Genomic DNA, 16,887 nt, shown 5'->3' with positions numbered 1-16,887 from the left:
ACGCTTCCAAGTGGAAGCGTCAAGTCATGTCAAGACTGTAGAAAAGGAGGGATTGCTGTGCGATTGACAAGAGAAGAGGCGGCCCGCCGAGTGATGGTGGCGCTCGATTATCCGGATGCCGCCGCCGCCGAGAAGCTGATCGAGGAATTGAAAGGCATTCCCTGTTATATGAAAGTAGGCATGCAGCTGTTCTACGCCGCGGGCCCCGGATTCGTCGCCAGTCTGAAAGAACGCGGCTACTACGTATTCCTGGACGTGAAAATGCACGACATTCCGAATACGGTCAAAGGCGGAGCGAACAGCGTGACGAAGCTTGGCGTGGATATGTTTAATGTCCATGCCGCGGGTGGAAGCTCCATGATGGAGGCGGCTTTGGAGGGCGTGGATGCTGCGCTGAGCGGAGGCACCGCAAGGCCGTCCGTCATTGCCGTTACGCAGCTGACGAGCACCAGCCAAGCCGTATTGAACGAACAGATCGGCATCGCGGGAACCGTCGAAGAAGCCGTGATCCGATACGCCAAGCTGGCCAACGACGTGGGATTATCCGGCGTCGTTGCGTCTCCTTCCGAGGTGGCCTCAATCAAGGAAGCTTGCGGACAAGCCTTCCAGACCGTCACTCCCGGCATCCGTCCCGCCGGCTCGGACGTTAACGACCAGTCGCGCATCATGACGCCCGGGGACGCCTTGCGTCAAGGCACGGATTATATGGTCATCGGCCGCCCCATAACGGCTGCGCCAAGTCCGCGCCATTCGCTTGAATCTATTATCGAGGAGCTGATATCTTTTGAGTAATCTGACGTTATCGAATTTGCCGAATGAAATTGCCAAAAGCCTGCTGGAAATCGGCGCTGTCGCGCTCCGGCCGAACGAGCCCTTCACATGGACTTCGGGCCTCAAGTCGCCGATCTATTGCGACAATCGCCTGACGATGTCCTACCCGGAAATCCGCGATCTGGTCGCGGAAGGATTCGCGACCATTATCCGCGAGCGGTTCCCGGATGCTGAAGTGATTGCGGGCACTTCGACGGCAGGCATTCCGCATGCCGCATGGGTGGCTCAGAAGCTGAACCTTCCGATGGCCTATATTCGCGATAAAGCGAAAGGTCACGGCAAGCAGAACCAAATCGAGGGAAAAATCGCGCCGGGACAGAAGGTCATCGTCATCGAGGATCTCATCTCCACGGGCGGCAGCTCGCTGAAAGCGGCTCAGGCCGTAAGAGAAGCGGGGGCAGAGGTTAGCGCCGTGCTGGCGATCTTCACCTATCAATTCGAAAGCGCCACGCAATCGTTTAAGGACGAGGGCTTCCAGCTGGAGACGCTGTCGAACTACTCGGCACTGATCGAGACGGCCGTGCAGCTGGGCAAAGTCGAGCAGTCGGACGTAGCGGCGCTCCAAGCATGGCGTCAAGACCCGCAATCCTTCGGCAAATAATCGATGCGGGCATTCCAAAGAGTACATTCGCGGGCTTTGCGAATGTACTCTTTTTTCTGAATGTTCAACTGTTGGGTGCTGCTGTCGTACTACTCGCGTAAAGCGGAAATAAGAAGAAACATAGGTCTTCGCGTCTCCGTCTGCCATTCCGGGTGCTTCTCCAGCATGTCCGCCGTCGGTTTCAGCTCGGACAAACCGGCAACGCGGAAGCCGGCTCCGATGAGCGCATTAAGGTAAGAAGAGACGGTGCGATGGACCTTCGTCACGTCATGCCCAAGAAACCGCGTATGCCTCACGCCTTCGTCATGATAGCGGTCGAGCGGCCAATGCAGCTTCTCTCCATCCGGTCCGTAATGCCAATCTTGACCGGGCAGCGCCGTGAAGATCGGATGCTCGACCGAAAACACGAAGGAGCCTCCAGGACTAAGCGCATGATAGATTTTATGGCAGAGCTGATCGAAGTCATTGACGTAATGGAGCGCGAGCGAACTAATGACGACGTCGAATTCGCTATTATCGAACGAGATATCCTCAATCGGCATCCTCCGGTATTCGATTCCCTCATCACTCGTCATTTCGGCGGCGCGAAGGAGCATTTTCTCCGATAGATCGATGCCCAGCACAGACTTCGCCCCTTGTTCGCGCGCATACCTGCAATGCCATCCGTAGCCGCAGCCCAAATCAAGGACACGCCGTCCCGCCATATTCGGGAGCATGCCGCGGAATTCCTCCCATTCGCCCGCCGCGCGGAGGCCTTCGACCGAGCGGGGCATTTGACTGTAGCTCTCGAAAAAGGGGGATTCATCGTATTTGTTTTGCTTTGACATTTTGTTTCTCCTTTGTATGTTTTCTTAAAATTAATATTTATTTTTCGTTAATCCTATTTCGCTCTTTCCCAACATCAAATTATTTCCGATAATGAGATTATACGTGTTTTTCTCAACGAGAGGTGTGAACATTCATGAGATTGTCGCTACGGGTCAAATTGATTCTCCTCGCTGCCGTACCTCTTTTGTTTTACGCGGGAACGGGCATTTTTCAGCTTGGGGAACAAAAATCGGTTTACAACGAAATGAAAACGGATGTAGTGGATAAGATGAGCCGTATCGAATCGCTCATTCTCAACGCCGACCGGGACATGTACCAAGCGAGCATGTCGTACCTGCTTCTGGAGACAGGCAAGCTGGACGCCGAAGCGAAGAACGCTAATTTGACGGAGCTGTCCGAGAACTACCGGCAAGCATTAGACAGAGTCGCGGAAGCCAAAATGCTGGCGGAGACTTCAGGATTGATGGCCGCCGCAAGCGAGCAGACGGGGAAAACGACGACCGAGCTGTACGAGGTTTTCGAGTCGGACTTCGGCAATTGGTATAAAGACGCGATCCTGCTGGCGGACGACGGACAATCCGTGCCCGTGAACGCGGCGCTGGACGAGCTGTTCGAAGGCGGCCGCTCGGCGATCGACGAAATTAGCGGAATCGCGGAGCTTCATTCGGCTGAATTGATGTCCGGTATTGAGGAGCGGCTGAACAAAAACCGGCTGAGCGTCTTGGTCGGAATCATTGCCGTATCCATTCTGTTGACCCTAATGGTAACGTTCATTATTATTCGCGTAATGGGGACGATTCGCACCGTTGTCCGGAAAATGCAGCTTGTGGGCGACGGGGATCTCACTTCCGAGAGAGAGAGCCGTTATTCGAAGGACGAGCTCGGCCTAATCTCCCGCTCGACCGACGATATGATCGACAGCATGTCGAAGCTTGTCACGGGTATTGTTAGCAGCACGAAGCAGGTCGGGGATTCGTCTTCGCAGCTGTCCAAATCGGCAGGCGAGTCGGCGGCGGCATCCGAGCATGTCGCGATCCATATCCAAGAAGTGGCGAGCGGCTCCGAGAAGCAGGCGAGAAGCGCGGAAGAGACGTCGAGAGCGATCGAAGAGATGACGCTCGGAATTACCCGCATCGCCGAGAATACGTCCGACCTTGCCGATCAATCCCAGACGACGGCTTCGCAGGCGGATCAAGGGCAAGCGGCGCTGCTGCGACTCCTCTCTCAAATGGAAGAAATCAAAGCGATCATCGGCAAGCTTTCTTCCACGATTCATATGCTGGAGAATCGTTCGCAGGAGATCGGCTCGATCGCCCAGAACATTACGGCCTTCTCGAATCAGACGAATATCTTGTCGTTGAACGCGTCCATCGAGGCCGCCCGCGCGGGCGAGCATGGGCGGGGCTTCGCCGTCGTCGCGGGAGAGATCCGCAAGCTGGCGGCCGGCTCTCTCGAATCCGCGGAGAGCATTAACGGTCTTGTGTCGCTAACGCAAGGGGAAATCGCGGGCGCTTCCGCTTACATGAGCCGGACGCTCGTGGAAGTCGAACGGGGGAGCGAGCGGGTGAACGAAGTGAACGAGAAGCTGACGGCCATTACGGCGGCTATCGTTCAGATGACGGAGCAGTTGCAGGAAAATTCCGCGATCACGCAGCAAATGTCGGCGAGCTCGGAGGAAGTGAGCGCCTCCGTCGAGCAAAGCGCTTCGACCGCGGCCGCCAATCTTGGCAAGACGGAGAGCGTCGCGGCCGCCACGGAAGAGCAGCTGGCGCTGATGGAGAACATCTCGTCGTCCGCCAATGAGCTGGATGAGATCGTGAAGCAGCTGAGCAGCGCAGTTTCGCATTTTAAAGTTAAGGTTTCATAAGGTATGCCCCCGGGCAAGGCAACTTGCTTCGGGGGCTTTTGTATCATCTGGCTGAAGATTCGCTGAAAAAATGTTTCTTTCAAAATCATTTTCACCGTAACTTTTTGCGATTACGCACCGTCTATGTCTTTAGATTAGAATTATGAAGATGGTGTACCGGATAGGGGGGAGAGAAACGAAATATGGCTATGACACAAAAGATAGAGTCGGAACAACGGGAAGCAGACGGTAGGTCCGTCGATTCCATAGAGAGGGACGATCGCCCGGATAAGGACGAAGTGCTCCTTACCGTCAACCAAGTCGAGAGAATGTTCCCGGTCGGCGGCAATACGCTGCATGTGCTGAAGGGCATCCAGATGGAAGTGAAGCGGCGGCAGCTCGTCATGCTGAAGGGCCGGTCGGGCTCGGGCAAGACAACGCTGCTGAACTGCCTAGGCGGCCTGGATACCCCAAGCAAAGGGGATATCTGGTTCAACAAGCAGCCGTTCAGCCGAATGAGCGACGATGAGAGAACGCTGGTCAGACGGAAGGATATGGGGTTTATATTCCAGGCGTTTGCGCTAATGCCTCTATTATCCGCCTGGGAGAACGTGGAGCTGTCGCTTCGCATGGCGGGAACGCCTCGTTCGGAGTGGAAGGAGCGCGTCGCGGAATGTCTGGAGCTTGTCGGTCTCGAGAAGCGGATGCATCATCGTCCGTTCGAGCTGTCCGGCGGGGAGCAGCAGCGCGTCGCCATAGCCAAAGCCATTGCCCATAAGCCGATTCTGCTGCTGGCCGACGAGCCGACGGCGGAGCTGGATACCGGCATGTCCGCGCAAATTATGGCAGTCTTTCAAAATATCATTCGAACAGAAAACGTCTCTATATGCATGACTACACACGATCCTACAATTTTGGAGGTTGCCGACCATGTCTATGAAATGGTGGACGGAAAATTTATCTAAACGTTCATTAATTGCCGCTATGTGCGTGACGATGGCATTCACGAGCGGCTGCGCTTTGCTGCCCGACGAGAAAGCGGAAGAAGAGCTGCCTGAGATCGCGCCGCCGCAAATTTCGAAGAAGCCCGAATACGAGGTGACGACGAAGACGCTGGAGACCAAGGTACAGGTGATCGGCAAGCTGATCTCTCTAGAAGAAGAAACGATGTTTTTTACGCTTGGCGACAAACACGTCAAGGAAGTATTCGTGAAGAACGGCGCCGAGGTGCAGGCGGGCGATCCGATTGCCGCGCTTGACGTCGAGGATCTCGAGAAGCAGCTGCGCAACGAGAGATTGGCGTTCCGCCGCGAAGAGAATTTAATGAAGCAGACGCTGCGCACCCGCGACGAGATGGACGCGATCGAATTCGAAGAGAAGCAGATCGCCTTCGAAGAGAAACGCCAGAAGCTGGTGGATCTGGAGGAGGAGATTGCAAAAGCTACGATCTACGCGCCGTTTGCGGGAACGATCGTCTCGCTCAGCGTGCAGAAAGGCGACCAAGTCAAAGCGTACGCCCCGGTCGCGATCGTAGCCGATACGGCGCTTATTACGCCGGCGGCGAAGCTGACCAAGACCGAGCTGGCCAAGGTCTCCGTCGGCATGGAAGCCGTCGTCACGATCAGCAACGTCGGGAACTTCAAGGGCAAAGTGGAGCAGCTGCCGATCAAGTCGACGGAGCAGGAGAACGGCGGAGGGAACGGCGGCGATCCGAACGCGCCGAGCAAGCCGGAGAGACCGGAGGATTTCATGATCGTGGATCTGCCGGAGCTGCCGGGTGGTCTTGACCGCGGAACGCCTATCTCCATCAACATTATTACGAAACGGACGGAGAATGCCGTCGTCATTCCGCCATCGACGCTGCGCAGCATCGGTTCCCGCACTTATGTTCAAGTTATCGACGAAGAAGGCAAGCGCGAGGTGGACGTGGAGGTCGGCCAACAAACCGCGACCGATATTGAAATATTGGCGGGACTCGAGCCGGGACAGAAAGTCGTAGGTCGATAGCCGATGGGTATTCCGCTGTTTCGATTCCTATTCCGCAAAATGTGGAATACGCGTTGGCTGACGCTTAGCACGCTGGCCGGTCTTACCTTAGCCGTCGCCTTCGCGACGAGCATACCCATGTACGCGGACGGCGCCCTTAAACGGGTCGTCGCCGATTCCTTGCAGCAGAAGAGCGAAGGGATGCCAGCGGGCTCCTTGCTCATGAAGTACCAGTCCACCCCCGGCCAGAGCACGGATCTCGGGGCGCTCGCGGAGCTGGAAAATTACATCAAAACGAACGTGCCGGACGACATTGGTTTTACATACGACACTTATCTCAAGAGCTACTCGATTCGCAGCTCCGATGTCGTGCCGGAGGATCCGAATAAGGTCGACGCGGGGCGCGCGAGGCAGCTGTCGCTTATGACGATGACGGATCTCGCGTCCAAGACGGAGCTCGCGCAGGGCCAATGGTTCAAGGAAGGAGCGGGCGATTCCGATCTGATCGAAGCCGTCATGCTCGAAGAGGCCATGTTCCGGAACGACGTGCACATCGGCGATATTTTCGAATATCCGGTGTACGGAGGGCTGGATCTGACGCTTCGGGTGAAAATCGTCGGAGCCGTGAACCCTCTGGATGCCTCGGACGCGTATTGGTATCAAGGACTCGAGAGCCTGTTCAGCACGCTGCAGGTCAGCGAAGAAACGTTCCAGAAGGTGCTGCTCGAGCAATTCAAAATACCGCTGCATAACGCGGGCTGGTACTATGCGTTCGATCTGTCGGACGTTCAAACGAGCCAGCTTACGCCGCTCGGGCGCACGCTTAATCGATTGAACATCGAGCTGTATCAACGGCTGAAGGATACGCGAGTCGAAATTTCCTTCGCGGATACGCTGAAGGAATTCCGCAGCCAAAGCCTGCAGCTGCAGACGCTGCTGTTCACGCTCGCCGCGCCGATGATCGCGATGGTGTTCTACTTTATCGCGATGAACGCCAGACAGGCGCTCGACAAACAAAGAAGCGACATCGCGGTGCTTCGAAGCCGCGGAGCGGGGACGAAGCAGATTATATGGATTTATTTGCTGGAAGGTCTGCTGCTGGGAGCCGTCGCGCTTGCAAGCGGGCCGTTCATCGGCTGGTTCATGGCTAAGAGCATCGGCTCCGCTAACGGCTTCCTCTCCTTCGTCAATCGGAAATCGATTCCGGTCGGCTTCTCGACCGAGGCGATCATCGCGGGAGGCAGCGCCGTGCTGCTGGCCATCATGGCGACGGTTATACCCGCCATCATTTATGCGAGATCGTCCATTGTCAGCTACAAGCAGGAGCTCGCGCGTTCCGACCGCAAGCCGCTCTGGCAGCGCTGGTTCCTCGACGTGCTGCTGCTCGGCGCGGCCGGCTACGGCTGGTATATGTTCAATGAACGCCAGATGCTGACGTTCCAGACGGGCATGACGACGGATCAGCTGAACGTGCAGCCGTTCCTGTTCTTCGTGCCGGCGCTCTCGATCTTCGCGCTGGGCCTGTTCTTCCTGCGGCTGTTCCCTTGGCTGCTAAAGCTGTTCAACTGGCTAGGACGCAAGTTCCTGCCGGTACCGCTCTATCTGACCTTGACGCAGCTGTCCCGGTCGTCCAAGGGTTATTATCCGCTTATGATTCTGCTCGTCCTGACGTTAGGTCTTGGCGTGTACAACGCTTCGGCCGCAAGGACGATCGACCTGAATTCCACCGAACGCACCTTATATAAATACGGATCGGATGTCATTATTCAGTCCGTATGGCAGGGCACGCCGGAGGTAACGCCCCAGCAGCCGCCTAGCGGCGGAGGCAATGGCGGCGGAGGAAACGGCGGAGGCGGCAATGGTGGCGGCGGTGGTAATGGCGGTGGAGGCAATGGGGGAGGCAACGGCGGCGGCGTGCCGTCCCGCATCCTGTACAGCGAGCCTCCGTTCGAGATTTACCGCGATCTGGACGGCGTCGAGGCGGCAGCCCGCGTGCTTACGGCCAAAGGCAATGTCGTCATCTCCTCGAAGTCGATCGGGCAGGGCAACATTATCGGCATCGATAACGTCGACTTCGCGAAAGTCGCCTGGTTCAGGGATGATCTGTATCCCACGCACCCTTTTAACTATTTGAATGCTCTCGGTTACTTTGAACAGGCTGCCATTATCCCTTCCAGCGTCGCCGAGAAATATCAGCTCAAGGCGGGCGACACGGTTTCGGTGGGCTTCCCGGACGGCATGATCGATTTCTCGATCGTCGGCATTCTGCCGTACTGGCCGAGTCAATATCCGGACAAAACGCCGTTCGTCATTACAAACCTGGATTATATTTATGATCAGCTGCCCATCATGCCCTATGAGGTTTGGCTGAAGATGGAGCCGGACGCGCTCCTCGCACCCGCGATCGAGCAGCTTCAGAAGGCCGGCATCGAGCTGGCGTCGGTCGAGGACGTGCGGACGGAGCTGATTATCCAATCCAAGCATCCGACGCGCGGCGGCGTATTCGGCATCCTGAGCCTTGGCTTCCTGGTGTCGGTCGTCATCACGCTGGCCGGTTATATCTTGTATTGGTTCTTCAACCTGTCGGGCCGCGTCGTGCAGTTCGGCGTGCTTCGCGCGATGGGGCTGTCGCGGAAGCAGCTGACCGGCATGCTTCTGCTCGAACAGCTGTTCACCGCGGGTCTGGCGATCGGTCTCGGCATTCTTATCGGCAAGCTTGTCAGCATGCTGTTCCTCCCGTTCCTGCAAACCGCAGAGAACGTCGCTGAGACGGTGCCGCCGTTCCGCGTCGTATTCGAAGCGAGGGATACGAACCAGCTCTTCATCGTGGTCGGCGTTATGATGCTGATCGGCGCGGCGCTTCTCTTCCTGCATATACGCAGGCTGAAGGTGCACCAAGCGGTGAAGATGGGAGAGGAGAGGTAACGGCTTATGATTCATTGCGAAGGCTTAGTCAAAATATACAAAACCGAAGATCTGGAAGTCGTTGCCCTTCAGGGCCTCAATCTTACCGTCGAAGACGGAGAGCTGATGGCGATTATCGGCAACAGCGGCAGCGGCAAATCGACGCTTCTCAATACGCTTGGGGGACTTGACCGGCCATCGGCCGGCCAAGTCAAGGTCGGTCCATGGGACCTCCTGAAGATTACGGAAGAAGAGCTTGTGCAGTACAAAAGAGAAACCGTCGGCTTCATCTGGCAAAATAACGCGCGAAACCTGCTCCCTTATCTGACGGCGCTGGAAAACGTGGAGATGCCGATGATGCTCTCGGGCAAGGTGGATCGGACCTACGCGAAGCAGCTGCTGGAGTGGGTCGGCCTGAAGGAGCGCATGCATAACAAGCTGCATCAGCTCTCCGGGGGCGAGCAGCAGCGGGTAGCGATTGCCATCTCGCTCTCCAACCGTCCGAAGCTTCTGCTCGCGGACGAACCGACGGGCTCCGTCGACACGGCAACCTCCGACCTTATCATGGGTATTTTCCGAACGCTAAACCGCGAGCTCGGCATCACGATCGTCATCGTCACGCACGACATGTCGCTGGCCAGCAAGGTCGACCGCGTCGTCGCGATCCGGGACGGCCTGACGAGCACGGAATTTATTAAGCGAAATCCGAATATTACGGATGGAGGTGAGATCGAGCAGAAATCGGCTCGGGGCCTTAACCAGGTACACGAAGCCTATGTGGTCGTCGACCGGGTCGGCCGTCTGCAGGTTCCCAAGGAATATTTAACCGCGCTCGGCATCAAGGACAAAGCGTCTATGGAATTCGACGGAGAGCGGATCATTATCTCTTCGCCAAAATCATTGGGGGGTAATAACCATGAATAGTAAAGGCATCATGAAATCACGTTTATCCAAATGGACGGTTCTCGGCCTGACGCTGACCTTGTTCACCGGACTTCTGTCCGCGTGCAGCGGCGGCAGCGAGCCATCCGAATCCGAAAATCGCGTGCTTCGCATCGGCGTCTTGTACGGCGGTGCGGATAACGAGCCTTATTTCCGCCAGCAATACACGGATATGTTCGAGATGCAGCATCCGAACATTACATTCGAGATCGTGGGCGCGATCAACTATGACGATCAACGCTTCGAGACGACGGAGCCCGGCAAGGAACCGGCCGAGCAGCCGGACCCGTACGAAGAGATGAAAGAAATGATGACGGGCCAGAATCCGGTTGACGTCGTCGTGCTCGATTACAACATGCTGCGCCGTTTCACGCAAGACAATCTGCTTCAATCGCTCGATCCGAAGATTCAGCAAGACAAATTCGATATCAGCGACTACGTGCCGACCGTCATCGACGGCATCAAAGACGCGGGCGACGGCAATATCTATGCCCTCACGCCAACCTTTACGTCGTCGGCTTTGTTCTACAACAAGAAAATTTTCGCGGAAAAAGGCGTCGAGCCGCCAACGGATAAAATGACATGGACCGATCTGTTCAACAAAGCGCGTCAAGTGGCCACCCCGAGCGAAGAAGAGCCGGTATTCGGCTTCTCGTTCAACAGCTGGGTGAACGACGGCTTCAGCACTTTGTCGTCCTATACCTCGATGCTGCAGCTGCGCTACTGGGACGAAAAAGGAGAGAAAATGGTCGTCAACAGCGAGCCATGGGCTCAAGCGATGGACACGATCGTCGGTCTCTTCAAAGACGATATCATCCCGGATCAAGAATATATGAATAAGCTTTACGAGAAGCGAAACGCAGAGGGAGAGCCGGTCAACGATCCGTTCTTCGGCGATCTGTTCCTCGGCGGCGACCTGGCGATGGTAATCGGCGGATCCTATTACGTGAACGAACTAAGACGCGCAAATGATAATGCCAGCAAAATCGAAGGCTTCGAAATGATCGACTGGGATGTCGTGACCGTGCCGGTCGATCCGATGAATCCGGATGCCGGCGGCAACATCGGACTCAGTCAGCTGATGGGGATCAACACCAATGCCCAGAACGCGGAAGACGCTTGGGAATTCATCAAATTCTCCAACAGCAAGGAATGGGCGAAGCTGAAGGCAAGAAGTAACTATGAAATGGTTGCCCGCAAGGAGTTCCTGCAGCCTATAGGCGGCTTGACGTACAACATCGATGCGTTCACGACGCTTAAACCGCTCCCTCCTAGCTCGATCAACGACGAAAAAATTTACCGCGAGAAGCCGGGCATCTGGGAAGCTCAAAACGTGGGCTACGAGATGTTCCAGGCGGTGCTCGACGGGACGAAGGAAACGAAAGACGCGCTTGCCGAATGGGAAACGAGAGGCAATGCCATTCTCGAAGGCAAGTCGGAGATGGGAGAAGGCGGCGGCGTCATCGATCCGATGCCGATGCCTAGAGCCGACGTTGCCGTTGACACGGACGCAGCAGTCGAAGAGGAAGTTGTCGTAGAAGAAGAAGCTGTGGAAACAGCCGAATAACATTTTGAACAATAGAGCCAACAGCCCTCATTCTTGCGGGAGTTGGCTCTTTTTTCTCTGATTAGCCTCTAAGCTGAAACGATTGATATGCGGTCCAGCCGCCTTGCTCCGTCTGGTAGAGCAAATGAATACGGTCGATGTAGCTCGTCAGGTTCACTCTGCTCATCCGAAGCTTGCCGTACAGATCGTGCAGCTCACCCTCGGGCATATTTCTCCCAATCGTGACATGAGGCGTGTAAACATAGTTATATGGCTGCTGCATGCCTGGACCGCTGCATATGGCCTGATGAAGCTTCTCGACCTCAGAAGGGTCTTCCAGGGCGTAATACAGCACGTTTGAAACGGGGAAGAAGGAGGATACCCGGTTGAAAGTGACATGAAACGGCTTCACCGAGCCTGCTACCTCTTCCAGATGCGTCACGGCCCGCTCAACCATGATATCGTCCCATTCCTCGGCTTCGCGTAGCGTCATATGGGCGGGAATGTTGCAATAATGCGGGTCATGGCGAATTCTCCAGCTATTGGCCGCATCCTGCACGTCTTTGTCCGGAAATAAAGCAATCCCGTAAATCATCTCATTTCACTCCTTTTCGTGTTCCGAGCTTATACCTATAGTATACCCGACTAACGGCGGCGCTAAGAATGCCTCATGCTTGATTTTCTGAAGATTTGGGCATTCTATAGACATCATCGATTCGATTGTACAATTGGAGGCGATCACCATGATGAAATGGATTTATTGGCTGCGATTATACGATACTAAATTCCAAGCGGGATGCCTGGTTCGGCGTATGGAGAACGATTGGTGGATATACGGCTACGATTGCCCGCGGGAGGTTGAAGTTTTCCGTTCCCGGAAAGGCCGGTATGGCGTACGTTTTCTCCCGTAGAATTTTTAGGAAAAAAGAGCTTGACGTTGGACATTCATTTATAGTATATTAATTGATGTCGCCATTGAATTGCTTTGAATGGTTAATGTCGCGGGGTGGAGCAGCTCGGTAGCTCGTCGGGCTCATAACCCGAAGGCCGCAGGTTCAAATCCTGCCCCCGCAACCAAACTTATCGATCAACACGTTGAAATAGACGTTATTCGAGGGCCCTTAGCTCAGTTGGTTAGAGCGGTCGGCTCATAACCGATTGGTCGGGGGTTCGAGTCCCTCAGGGCCCACCATTTTGTAAGCAATTGCAACACCATGCCGGGGTGGCGGAACTGGCAGACGCACAGGACTTAAAATCCTGCGGTGGGTGACCACCGTACGGGTTCGATTCCCGTCCTCGGCACTTCTACTACACATAAAGGTATTCACCTTTTATGCCGTACATACAGCTCGGACAGCTTCCTCTGACCGGAAGCAGGGAAAAGCTCCTTCTCTACACTTGATACTATCGAGTGAATGAGAAGGAGTTTTTTTGTGGTGGGAAGGATCGGAATAAGGATCGTATATTAGGGATACAATTGGGATTGCAGCTCATTTCGTTATAAACGGGTGGAGGAAACCAGTTGTGACGTATTTAATCGCTTCATCGCTACTCTTCAGTCTGGCTACCTTCTTTGTTCCTAAAAGACTGAGCGCTATAGAAATGTATTCGTCTGTATTTTCAGCTTTGTATTTACAAGTAGTGGTGGACATTTATTTGGAGATTAAATTGAAATGGTATTACTATTTAAAGGAGGATGTTATTGAATGGTCTGCATTGCTCCTTATCCCTGTATACATTGGGGTGAACGTCTTGTTTTTAAATTTTTACCCTTTTCAAAAATCCTTAATAAAGCAATTTCTTTACATCATCATATGTGTGGCTGTATCGATTGTTTATGAATATTTTGCTTTACGATTCGAGATGCTTCATTATAATGAATGGAAGCTATCGTATTCAGCCATAAGTTATTTCGTCCTATTCCCGCTCTTGGCGCTCAATATGAAGGGGATTAGAGTGATAGCATCTAGGTATGCTGGCGGCAGGAGATCGGCCTGATGATTTTGGTTTTGCTTTTTGCACCGGAATCAGGTTATTATATACTTTAGTGTGTTTAACTGAAAATAAGGGAGAAATTACAGTGAGCAAACGTCGTATTCAAGCGGATCAACAAATTGTTACGGATAAAGATTTCGAATTTGCCATTAAAGAAAAGACACTCGTTCGAGTCGTCCAGAACGGCATGCAGATCAGACCGACCTCGACGATCGCCGGTTATAACCCGGACGCGATTCGGATGGAAGATGGCAGCGTCGTACATAGAAAGGCCAATTCGTTTTTTGCTATCTCGGAATAAGCGAAAGAAAGCAGGCTATCCATCATGAACAGCCTTGCCCGAACAAACACGCCGATCTCGGCGTGTTTTTTGTTTGGCGCGCGGAAATCCGCTATTTTATTCGCTCTTTGTTTAGACTATTGACGGAAATCTGTATTGAAGCTAAAGTATTAACTAACAAAACCAAACAAAACATAATATTTTGTTTGGTAGATTGAAATGGTTTTCCGCTTGTTGCAACGATATCTGCAATAAAGGGGTGATCACGATTCGCAAGAAACGCATCTCGGCGGCGCTTGCCGCAGCGCTGCTCGCATCCGTATTGGCGTCCTGCAAAAGCGCGGATGAGCAAAGGCCGCTCCTTGTATTCGAAGCCGAAGCCGGTCAATTAAGCGGAACGGAAACGGAGACGGCCGCGCAAGGTTATACGGGAGCAGGGTACGTGACGGGGTTCGACGCGGAGTCAGACTCGGTGGGCGTGACGGTTGAAGCTCCAGCCGAAGGTCTGTATGAGGTAAGCGTCGCGTATCGAAGTCCGAGCGGGGAGAAAACCGCCCGCCTGTCGCTGAACGGTTCTTCGATGGGCGATTTGAAGCTGGCGGCATCCGAAGCGTTCTCCGAGGCCTACGCGGGGAAGATGCTCTTGAACAAAGGGGCAAACACCATAGCGGTAACTTCCTACTGGGGCTGGTATGATATCGACTCCGTGTCGATCCGGGAGGCAGGGCCGAGGTTAGGTCATCAAGTAACCGCCTCGCTTGTCGACCCGGAGGCGTCGCCCGAAGCGAAGGCGCTGCATCGATACTTGACGGAGCAGTACGGGAAGGGCATACTGGCGGGGCAGCAGACGCTGAAGGACGCTCTGCAGCTGAATTGGGATTATGGGAAGCTCCCGGCTGTCGCGGGCTTCGATCTGATCGAATATTCGCTGACGCGGGCAGAGCGAGGCTCGTCCTCGCGGGAGATCGAGGATATGCTGCAGTGGCACGAGCTGGGCGGGATCGTGACGCTCGCCTGGCATTGGAACGCGCCGGCGGATCTAGTGGATTCTCCGGATCAGCCATGGTGGACCGGATTTTACGCGGATGGGACGACCTTCGACCTTCAGGCCGCGCTGGATGACGCGAATTCGGAGGGCTACCAGCTCCTGCTGAGGGACATCGACGCGATCGCCGTCCAGCTGAAGCGGCTTCAGGAGGCGCGCATCCCCGTTCTATGGCGTCCGCTTCACGAAGCGGAAGGCGGCTGGTTCTGGTGGGGCGCGCAAGGCCCGGAGCCCGCCAAAGCGCTTTGGCGTTTGTTATTCGACCGGCTGACGACCGAGCATCAGATTCATAATTTGATATGGATTTGGAATTCCGAATCGCCGGATTGGTATCCGGGAGACGATACGGTCGATATCGTCAGCGTCGATTCCTACCCGCAGCCGGGCGATTACAATCCCGTCAGCGGGAGCTATGAGCGGCTGGCCGGACTGGTGAAGGACAAGAAGCTTGTGGCGCTTACGGAGAACGGCCCCATCCCGGATCCTGATCTGCTTGCCGCATACGGGGCGCATTGGAGCTGGTTCTGCACCTGGACGGGCGAATTCATAGCGGATGGCCGTCACAACAGCAAGGAGCATATTAGGCACGTGCTGGAGCACGAATATGTCATTACGCTTGACGAGCTGCCCGATTTCGGTCATGCTCCTTGATGAAATAAGGCTTAATTTGTAGAATGTCCTTATATCTTCTATACGAATGGATGAGGCAAATGCGAGGCAAGGTTACGATACAGGAAATTGCCGATTTGGTTGGCGTCTCCAAATTCGCGGTGTCCCGCGCGCTCAGCTCCAAGCCGGGCGTCAGCGCGCAGACGAGGGAAACGATCCTGAAAGCGGCGGGTCAGCTCGGCTATTTCAAGAAATCCGAGCTGCCTAAGGCTGCGGCGGAGGTTCGGCAGCAGGATGCTTCTTCGCCCACGGGCACGATTCTGATCTTATTCCCGAATATCAGGTACCAGAACAAGGAGTCCGTGTACTGGGGGCCCGTGTTCGACGGCATAACGAATAGGCTGAACCAGGAAGGGATGGATATCTTAACGCTCACGGAGCCGTCCTCCGACAATTTGTTCAGCTTGCTTAATCCGGGAGCGATTCGCGGCATTATTACGGTCGGTTCCATCTCGACGCAAATTTTGCTGGACATCGGCAGGCTCGGGATACCGGTCGTCATGGTCGATCACGTGGATCCGGCTTTCCATTGCGATACCGTGTTCGCGGACAACTTCAAAGGCATGAAGGAGCTGATGGTGAAGCTGGTCAGCAAAGGCTACCGGACGTACCAGTTCGTCGGCAACATCCATGACGCGCAAAGCTTCTACGAACGCTGGATCGCCTTCAAAACGACGCTGGAGGAGCATGATATCGAGCATCGCCAGGACCCGCTGCTGATCGGTCCCGACGCTAACGATCCGTACGAAGTTATGAAGCGGGTCTCGCTTGACGTGCTTCCCGAAGCGTTCATCTGCGCGAACGATACGAACGCGGCCTATATGATCGAAGAGCTCGCCAAGCGCGGCATACGGGTTCCCGAGCATTGCGTCGTTACCGGCTTCGACAACACGGATGAATCGGCGCCGATCCTCGCGACCGTTAACATCGAAAAGGGCCAGCTCGGCGAACGCGCGATCGATCAGCTGTTGTGGAGGAGCCAGAACCGGCACGTGGCCTTTGAACGGAAGCTGATTGCCGGCGAATTATTGATGAGGGAGCAATATGCCCGCTCTTCATCCGAGCGAGCAATGCGATAATGCGGTTTGTTCCGAACGAACGCCTTGCGTATGCAAGGCGTTTTTTTGTTTGGTTGTCTTTCTAGGCGAGGCTGCGGTTCCTTATAAGGCGATTATTTTTCGACATGTTTAGCTAATGTTTTTCTTTAATTAGACTAACAGAAATAACAAATAAATAATTTTTACCAAAATAAGTTGCCAAACTAATTGACGATGTTTGCCGAGGGTGTTATGATGGGTTTGCGCCCGACGAACAAGACAGGATTAGCCAACCAAGGGCGAAGCAACCACCTATTATTTAAACCTCTATGCGCGGACTCGCCAATCGAAAGTCAGGTATAGAGGTTTTCTCAAAG

Annotated in this window: 14 protein-coding genes and 3 tRNA genes; 15 read left to right on the top strand and 2 right to left on the bottom strand. The window is 54.6% G+C overall.

What is annotated here, in order from left to right; all coding sequences use genetic code 11:
- Positions 1–57: 57 nt before the first annotated feature.
- Positions 58–792, top strand: a complete 735-nt coding sequence (gene pyrF / locus NQZ67_RS07220) for an orotidine-5'-phosphate decarboxylase (RefSeq protein ID WP_257444178.1) — start codon at positions 58–60, stop codon at positions 790–792.
- Positions 785–1,432 (top strand): orotate phosphoribosyltransferase, encoded by a 648-nt coding sequence (gene pyrE / locus NQZ67_RS07215; protein ID WP_306812748.1) that lies wholly within the window; start codon positions 785–787, stop codon positions 1,430–1,432. The genes pyrF and pyrE overlap by 8 nt, the downstream gene beginning before the upstream one ends.
- Before the next feature lie 89 nt (positions 1,433–1,521).
- Here the strand turns inward: pyrE and NQZ67_RS07210 are convergent, their stop codons facing one another.
- Positions 1,522–2,259 (bottom strand): class I SAM-dependent methyltransferase, encoded by a 738-nt coding sequence (locus NQZ67_RS07210; RefSeq protein WP_257444177.1) that lies wholly within the window; start codon positions 2,257–2,259, stop codon positions 1,522–1,524.
- Positions 2,260–2,393: 134 nt separating this feature from the next.
- Here NQZ67_RS07210 and NQZ67_RS07205 point away from each other — a divergent pair, with 134 nt between their 5' ends.
- The 6 genes from NQZ67_RS07205 (at position 2,394) to NQZ67_RS07180 (ending at position 11,505) form a co-directional block, all read left to right on the top strand.
- Positions 2,394–4,127: a methyl-accepting chemotaxis protein gene (locus NQZ67_RS07205; RefSeq protein WP_257444175.1), complete on the top strand. Its 1,734-nt coding sequence runs from the start codon at positions 2,394–2,396 to the stop codon at positions 4,125–4,127.
- A 182-nt stretch (positions 4,128–4,309) separates the two neighbouring features.
- A complete protein-coding gene (locus NQZ67_RS07200) occupies positions 4,310–5,071 on the top strand; it encodes an ABC transporter ATP-binding protein (protein ID WP_257444173.1) in 762 nt (253 codons plus the stop codon).
- Positions 5,037–6,113 carry an efflux RND transporter periplasmic adaptor subunit gene (locus tag NQZ67_RS07195; protein WP_257444171.1) on the top strand — a complete coding sequence of 359 codons (1,077 nt, stop codon included), beginning with the start codon at positions 5,037–5,039 and terminating at the stop codon, positions 6,111–6,113. Before NQZ67_RS07200 ends, NQZ67_RS07195 begins: the two co-directional genes overlap by 35 nt.
- 3 nt (positions 6,114–6,116) lie before the next feature.
- Positions 6,117–9,017 (top strand): ABC transporter permease, encoded by a 2,901-nt coding sequence (locus NQZ67_RS07190; protein WP_257444169.1) that lies wholly within the window; start codon positions 6,117–6,119, stop codon positions 9,015–9,017.
- Positions 9,018–9,023: 6 nt separating this feature from the next.
- Positions 9,024–9,920 carry an ABC transporter ATP-binding protein gene (locus NQZ67_RS07185; protein ID WP_257444168.1) on the top strand — a complete coding sequence of 299 codons (897 nt, stop codon included), beginning with the start codon at positions 9,024–9,026 and terminating at the stop codon, positions 9,918–9,920.
- On the top strand, positions 9,913–11,505 hold the full coding sequence (locus NQZ67_RS07180) for an ABC transporter substrate-binding protein (protein ID WP_257444166.1): 1,593 nt from the start codon (positions 9,913–9,915) through the stop codon (positions 11,503–11,505). The genes NQZ67_RS07185 and NQZ67_RS07180 overlap by 8 nt, the downstream gene beginning before the upstream one ends.
- Positions 11,506–11,566: 61 nt before the next feature.
- Here NQZ67_RS07180 and NQZ67_RS07175 read toward each other — a convergent pair whose 3' ends face one another.
- Positions 11,567–12,079: a 2'-5' RNA ligase family protein gene (locus tag NQZ67_RS07175; RefSeq protein WP_257444165.1), complete on the bottom strand. Its 513-nt coding sequence runs from the start codon at positions 12,077–12,079 to the stop codon at positions 11,567–11,569.
- 148 nt (positions 12,080–12,227) lie between these two features.
- On the opposite strand from NQZ67_RS07175, the gene NQZ67_RS07170 reads away from it, so the two are divergent.
- The 7 genes from NQZ67_RS07170 (at position 12,228) to NQZ67_RS07140 (ending at position 16,552) form a co-directional block, all read left to right on the top strand.
- Positions 12,228–12,395: a hypothetical protein gene (locus tag NQZ67_RS07170; protein WP_257444598.1), complete on the top strand. Its 168-nt coding sequence runs from the start codon at positions 12,228–12,230 to the stop codon at positions 12,393–12,395.
- A gap of 89 nt (positions 12,396–12,484) precedes the next feature.
- Positions 12,485–12,561, top strand: a tRNA-Met gene (locus tag NQZ67_RS07165).
- 38 nt (positions 12,562–12,599) lie between these two features.
- A tRNA-Ile gene (locus NQZ67_RS07160) sits at positions 12,600–12,676 on the top strand.
- A gap of 24 nt (positions 12,677–12,700) precedes the next feature.
- Positions 12,701–12,786, top strand: a tRNA-Leu gene (locus NQZ67_RS07155).
- A gap of 778 nt (positions 12,787–13,564) precedes the next feature.
- A complete protein-coding gene (locus tag NQZ67_RS07150; protein WP_257444163.1) occupies positions 13,565–13,780 on the top strand; it encodes a hypothetical protein in 216 nt (71 codons plus the stop codon).
- 238 nt (positions 13,781–14,018) lie between these two features.
- A complete protein-coding gene (locus tag NQZ67_RS07145) occupies positions 14,019–15,455 on the top strand; it encodes a glycosyl hydrolase (RefSeq protein ID WP_257444161.1) in 1,437 nt (478 codons plus the stop codon).
- Between the two features lie 59 nt (positions 15,456–15,514).
- Entirely contained in the window at positions 15,515–16,552 is a 1,038-nt protein-coding gene (locus NQZ67_RS07140; RefSeq protein WP_257444159.1) for a substrate-binding domain-containing protein, read from the top strand.
- Positions 16,553–16,887 lie beyond the last annotated feature (335 nt).

Source organism: Paenibacillus soyae (assembly GCF_024623455.1).
In the GTDB taxonomy this organism is placed as follows: domain Bacteria; phylum Bacillota; class Bacilli; order Paenibacillales; family Paenibacillaceae; genus Pristimantibacillus; species Pristimantibacillus soyae.
The sequence above is the reverse complement of the archived record's forward strand: the minus strand, read 5'-3'. Positions and strand labels throughout refer to the sequence as shown.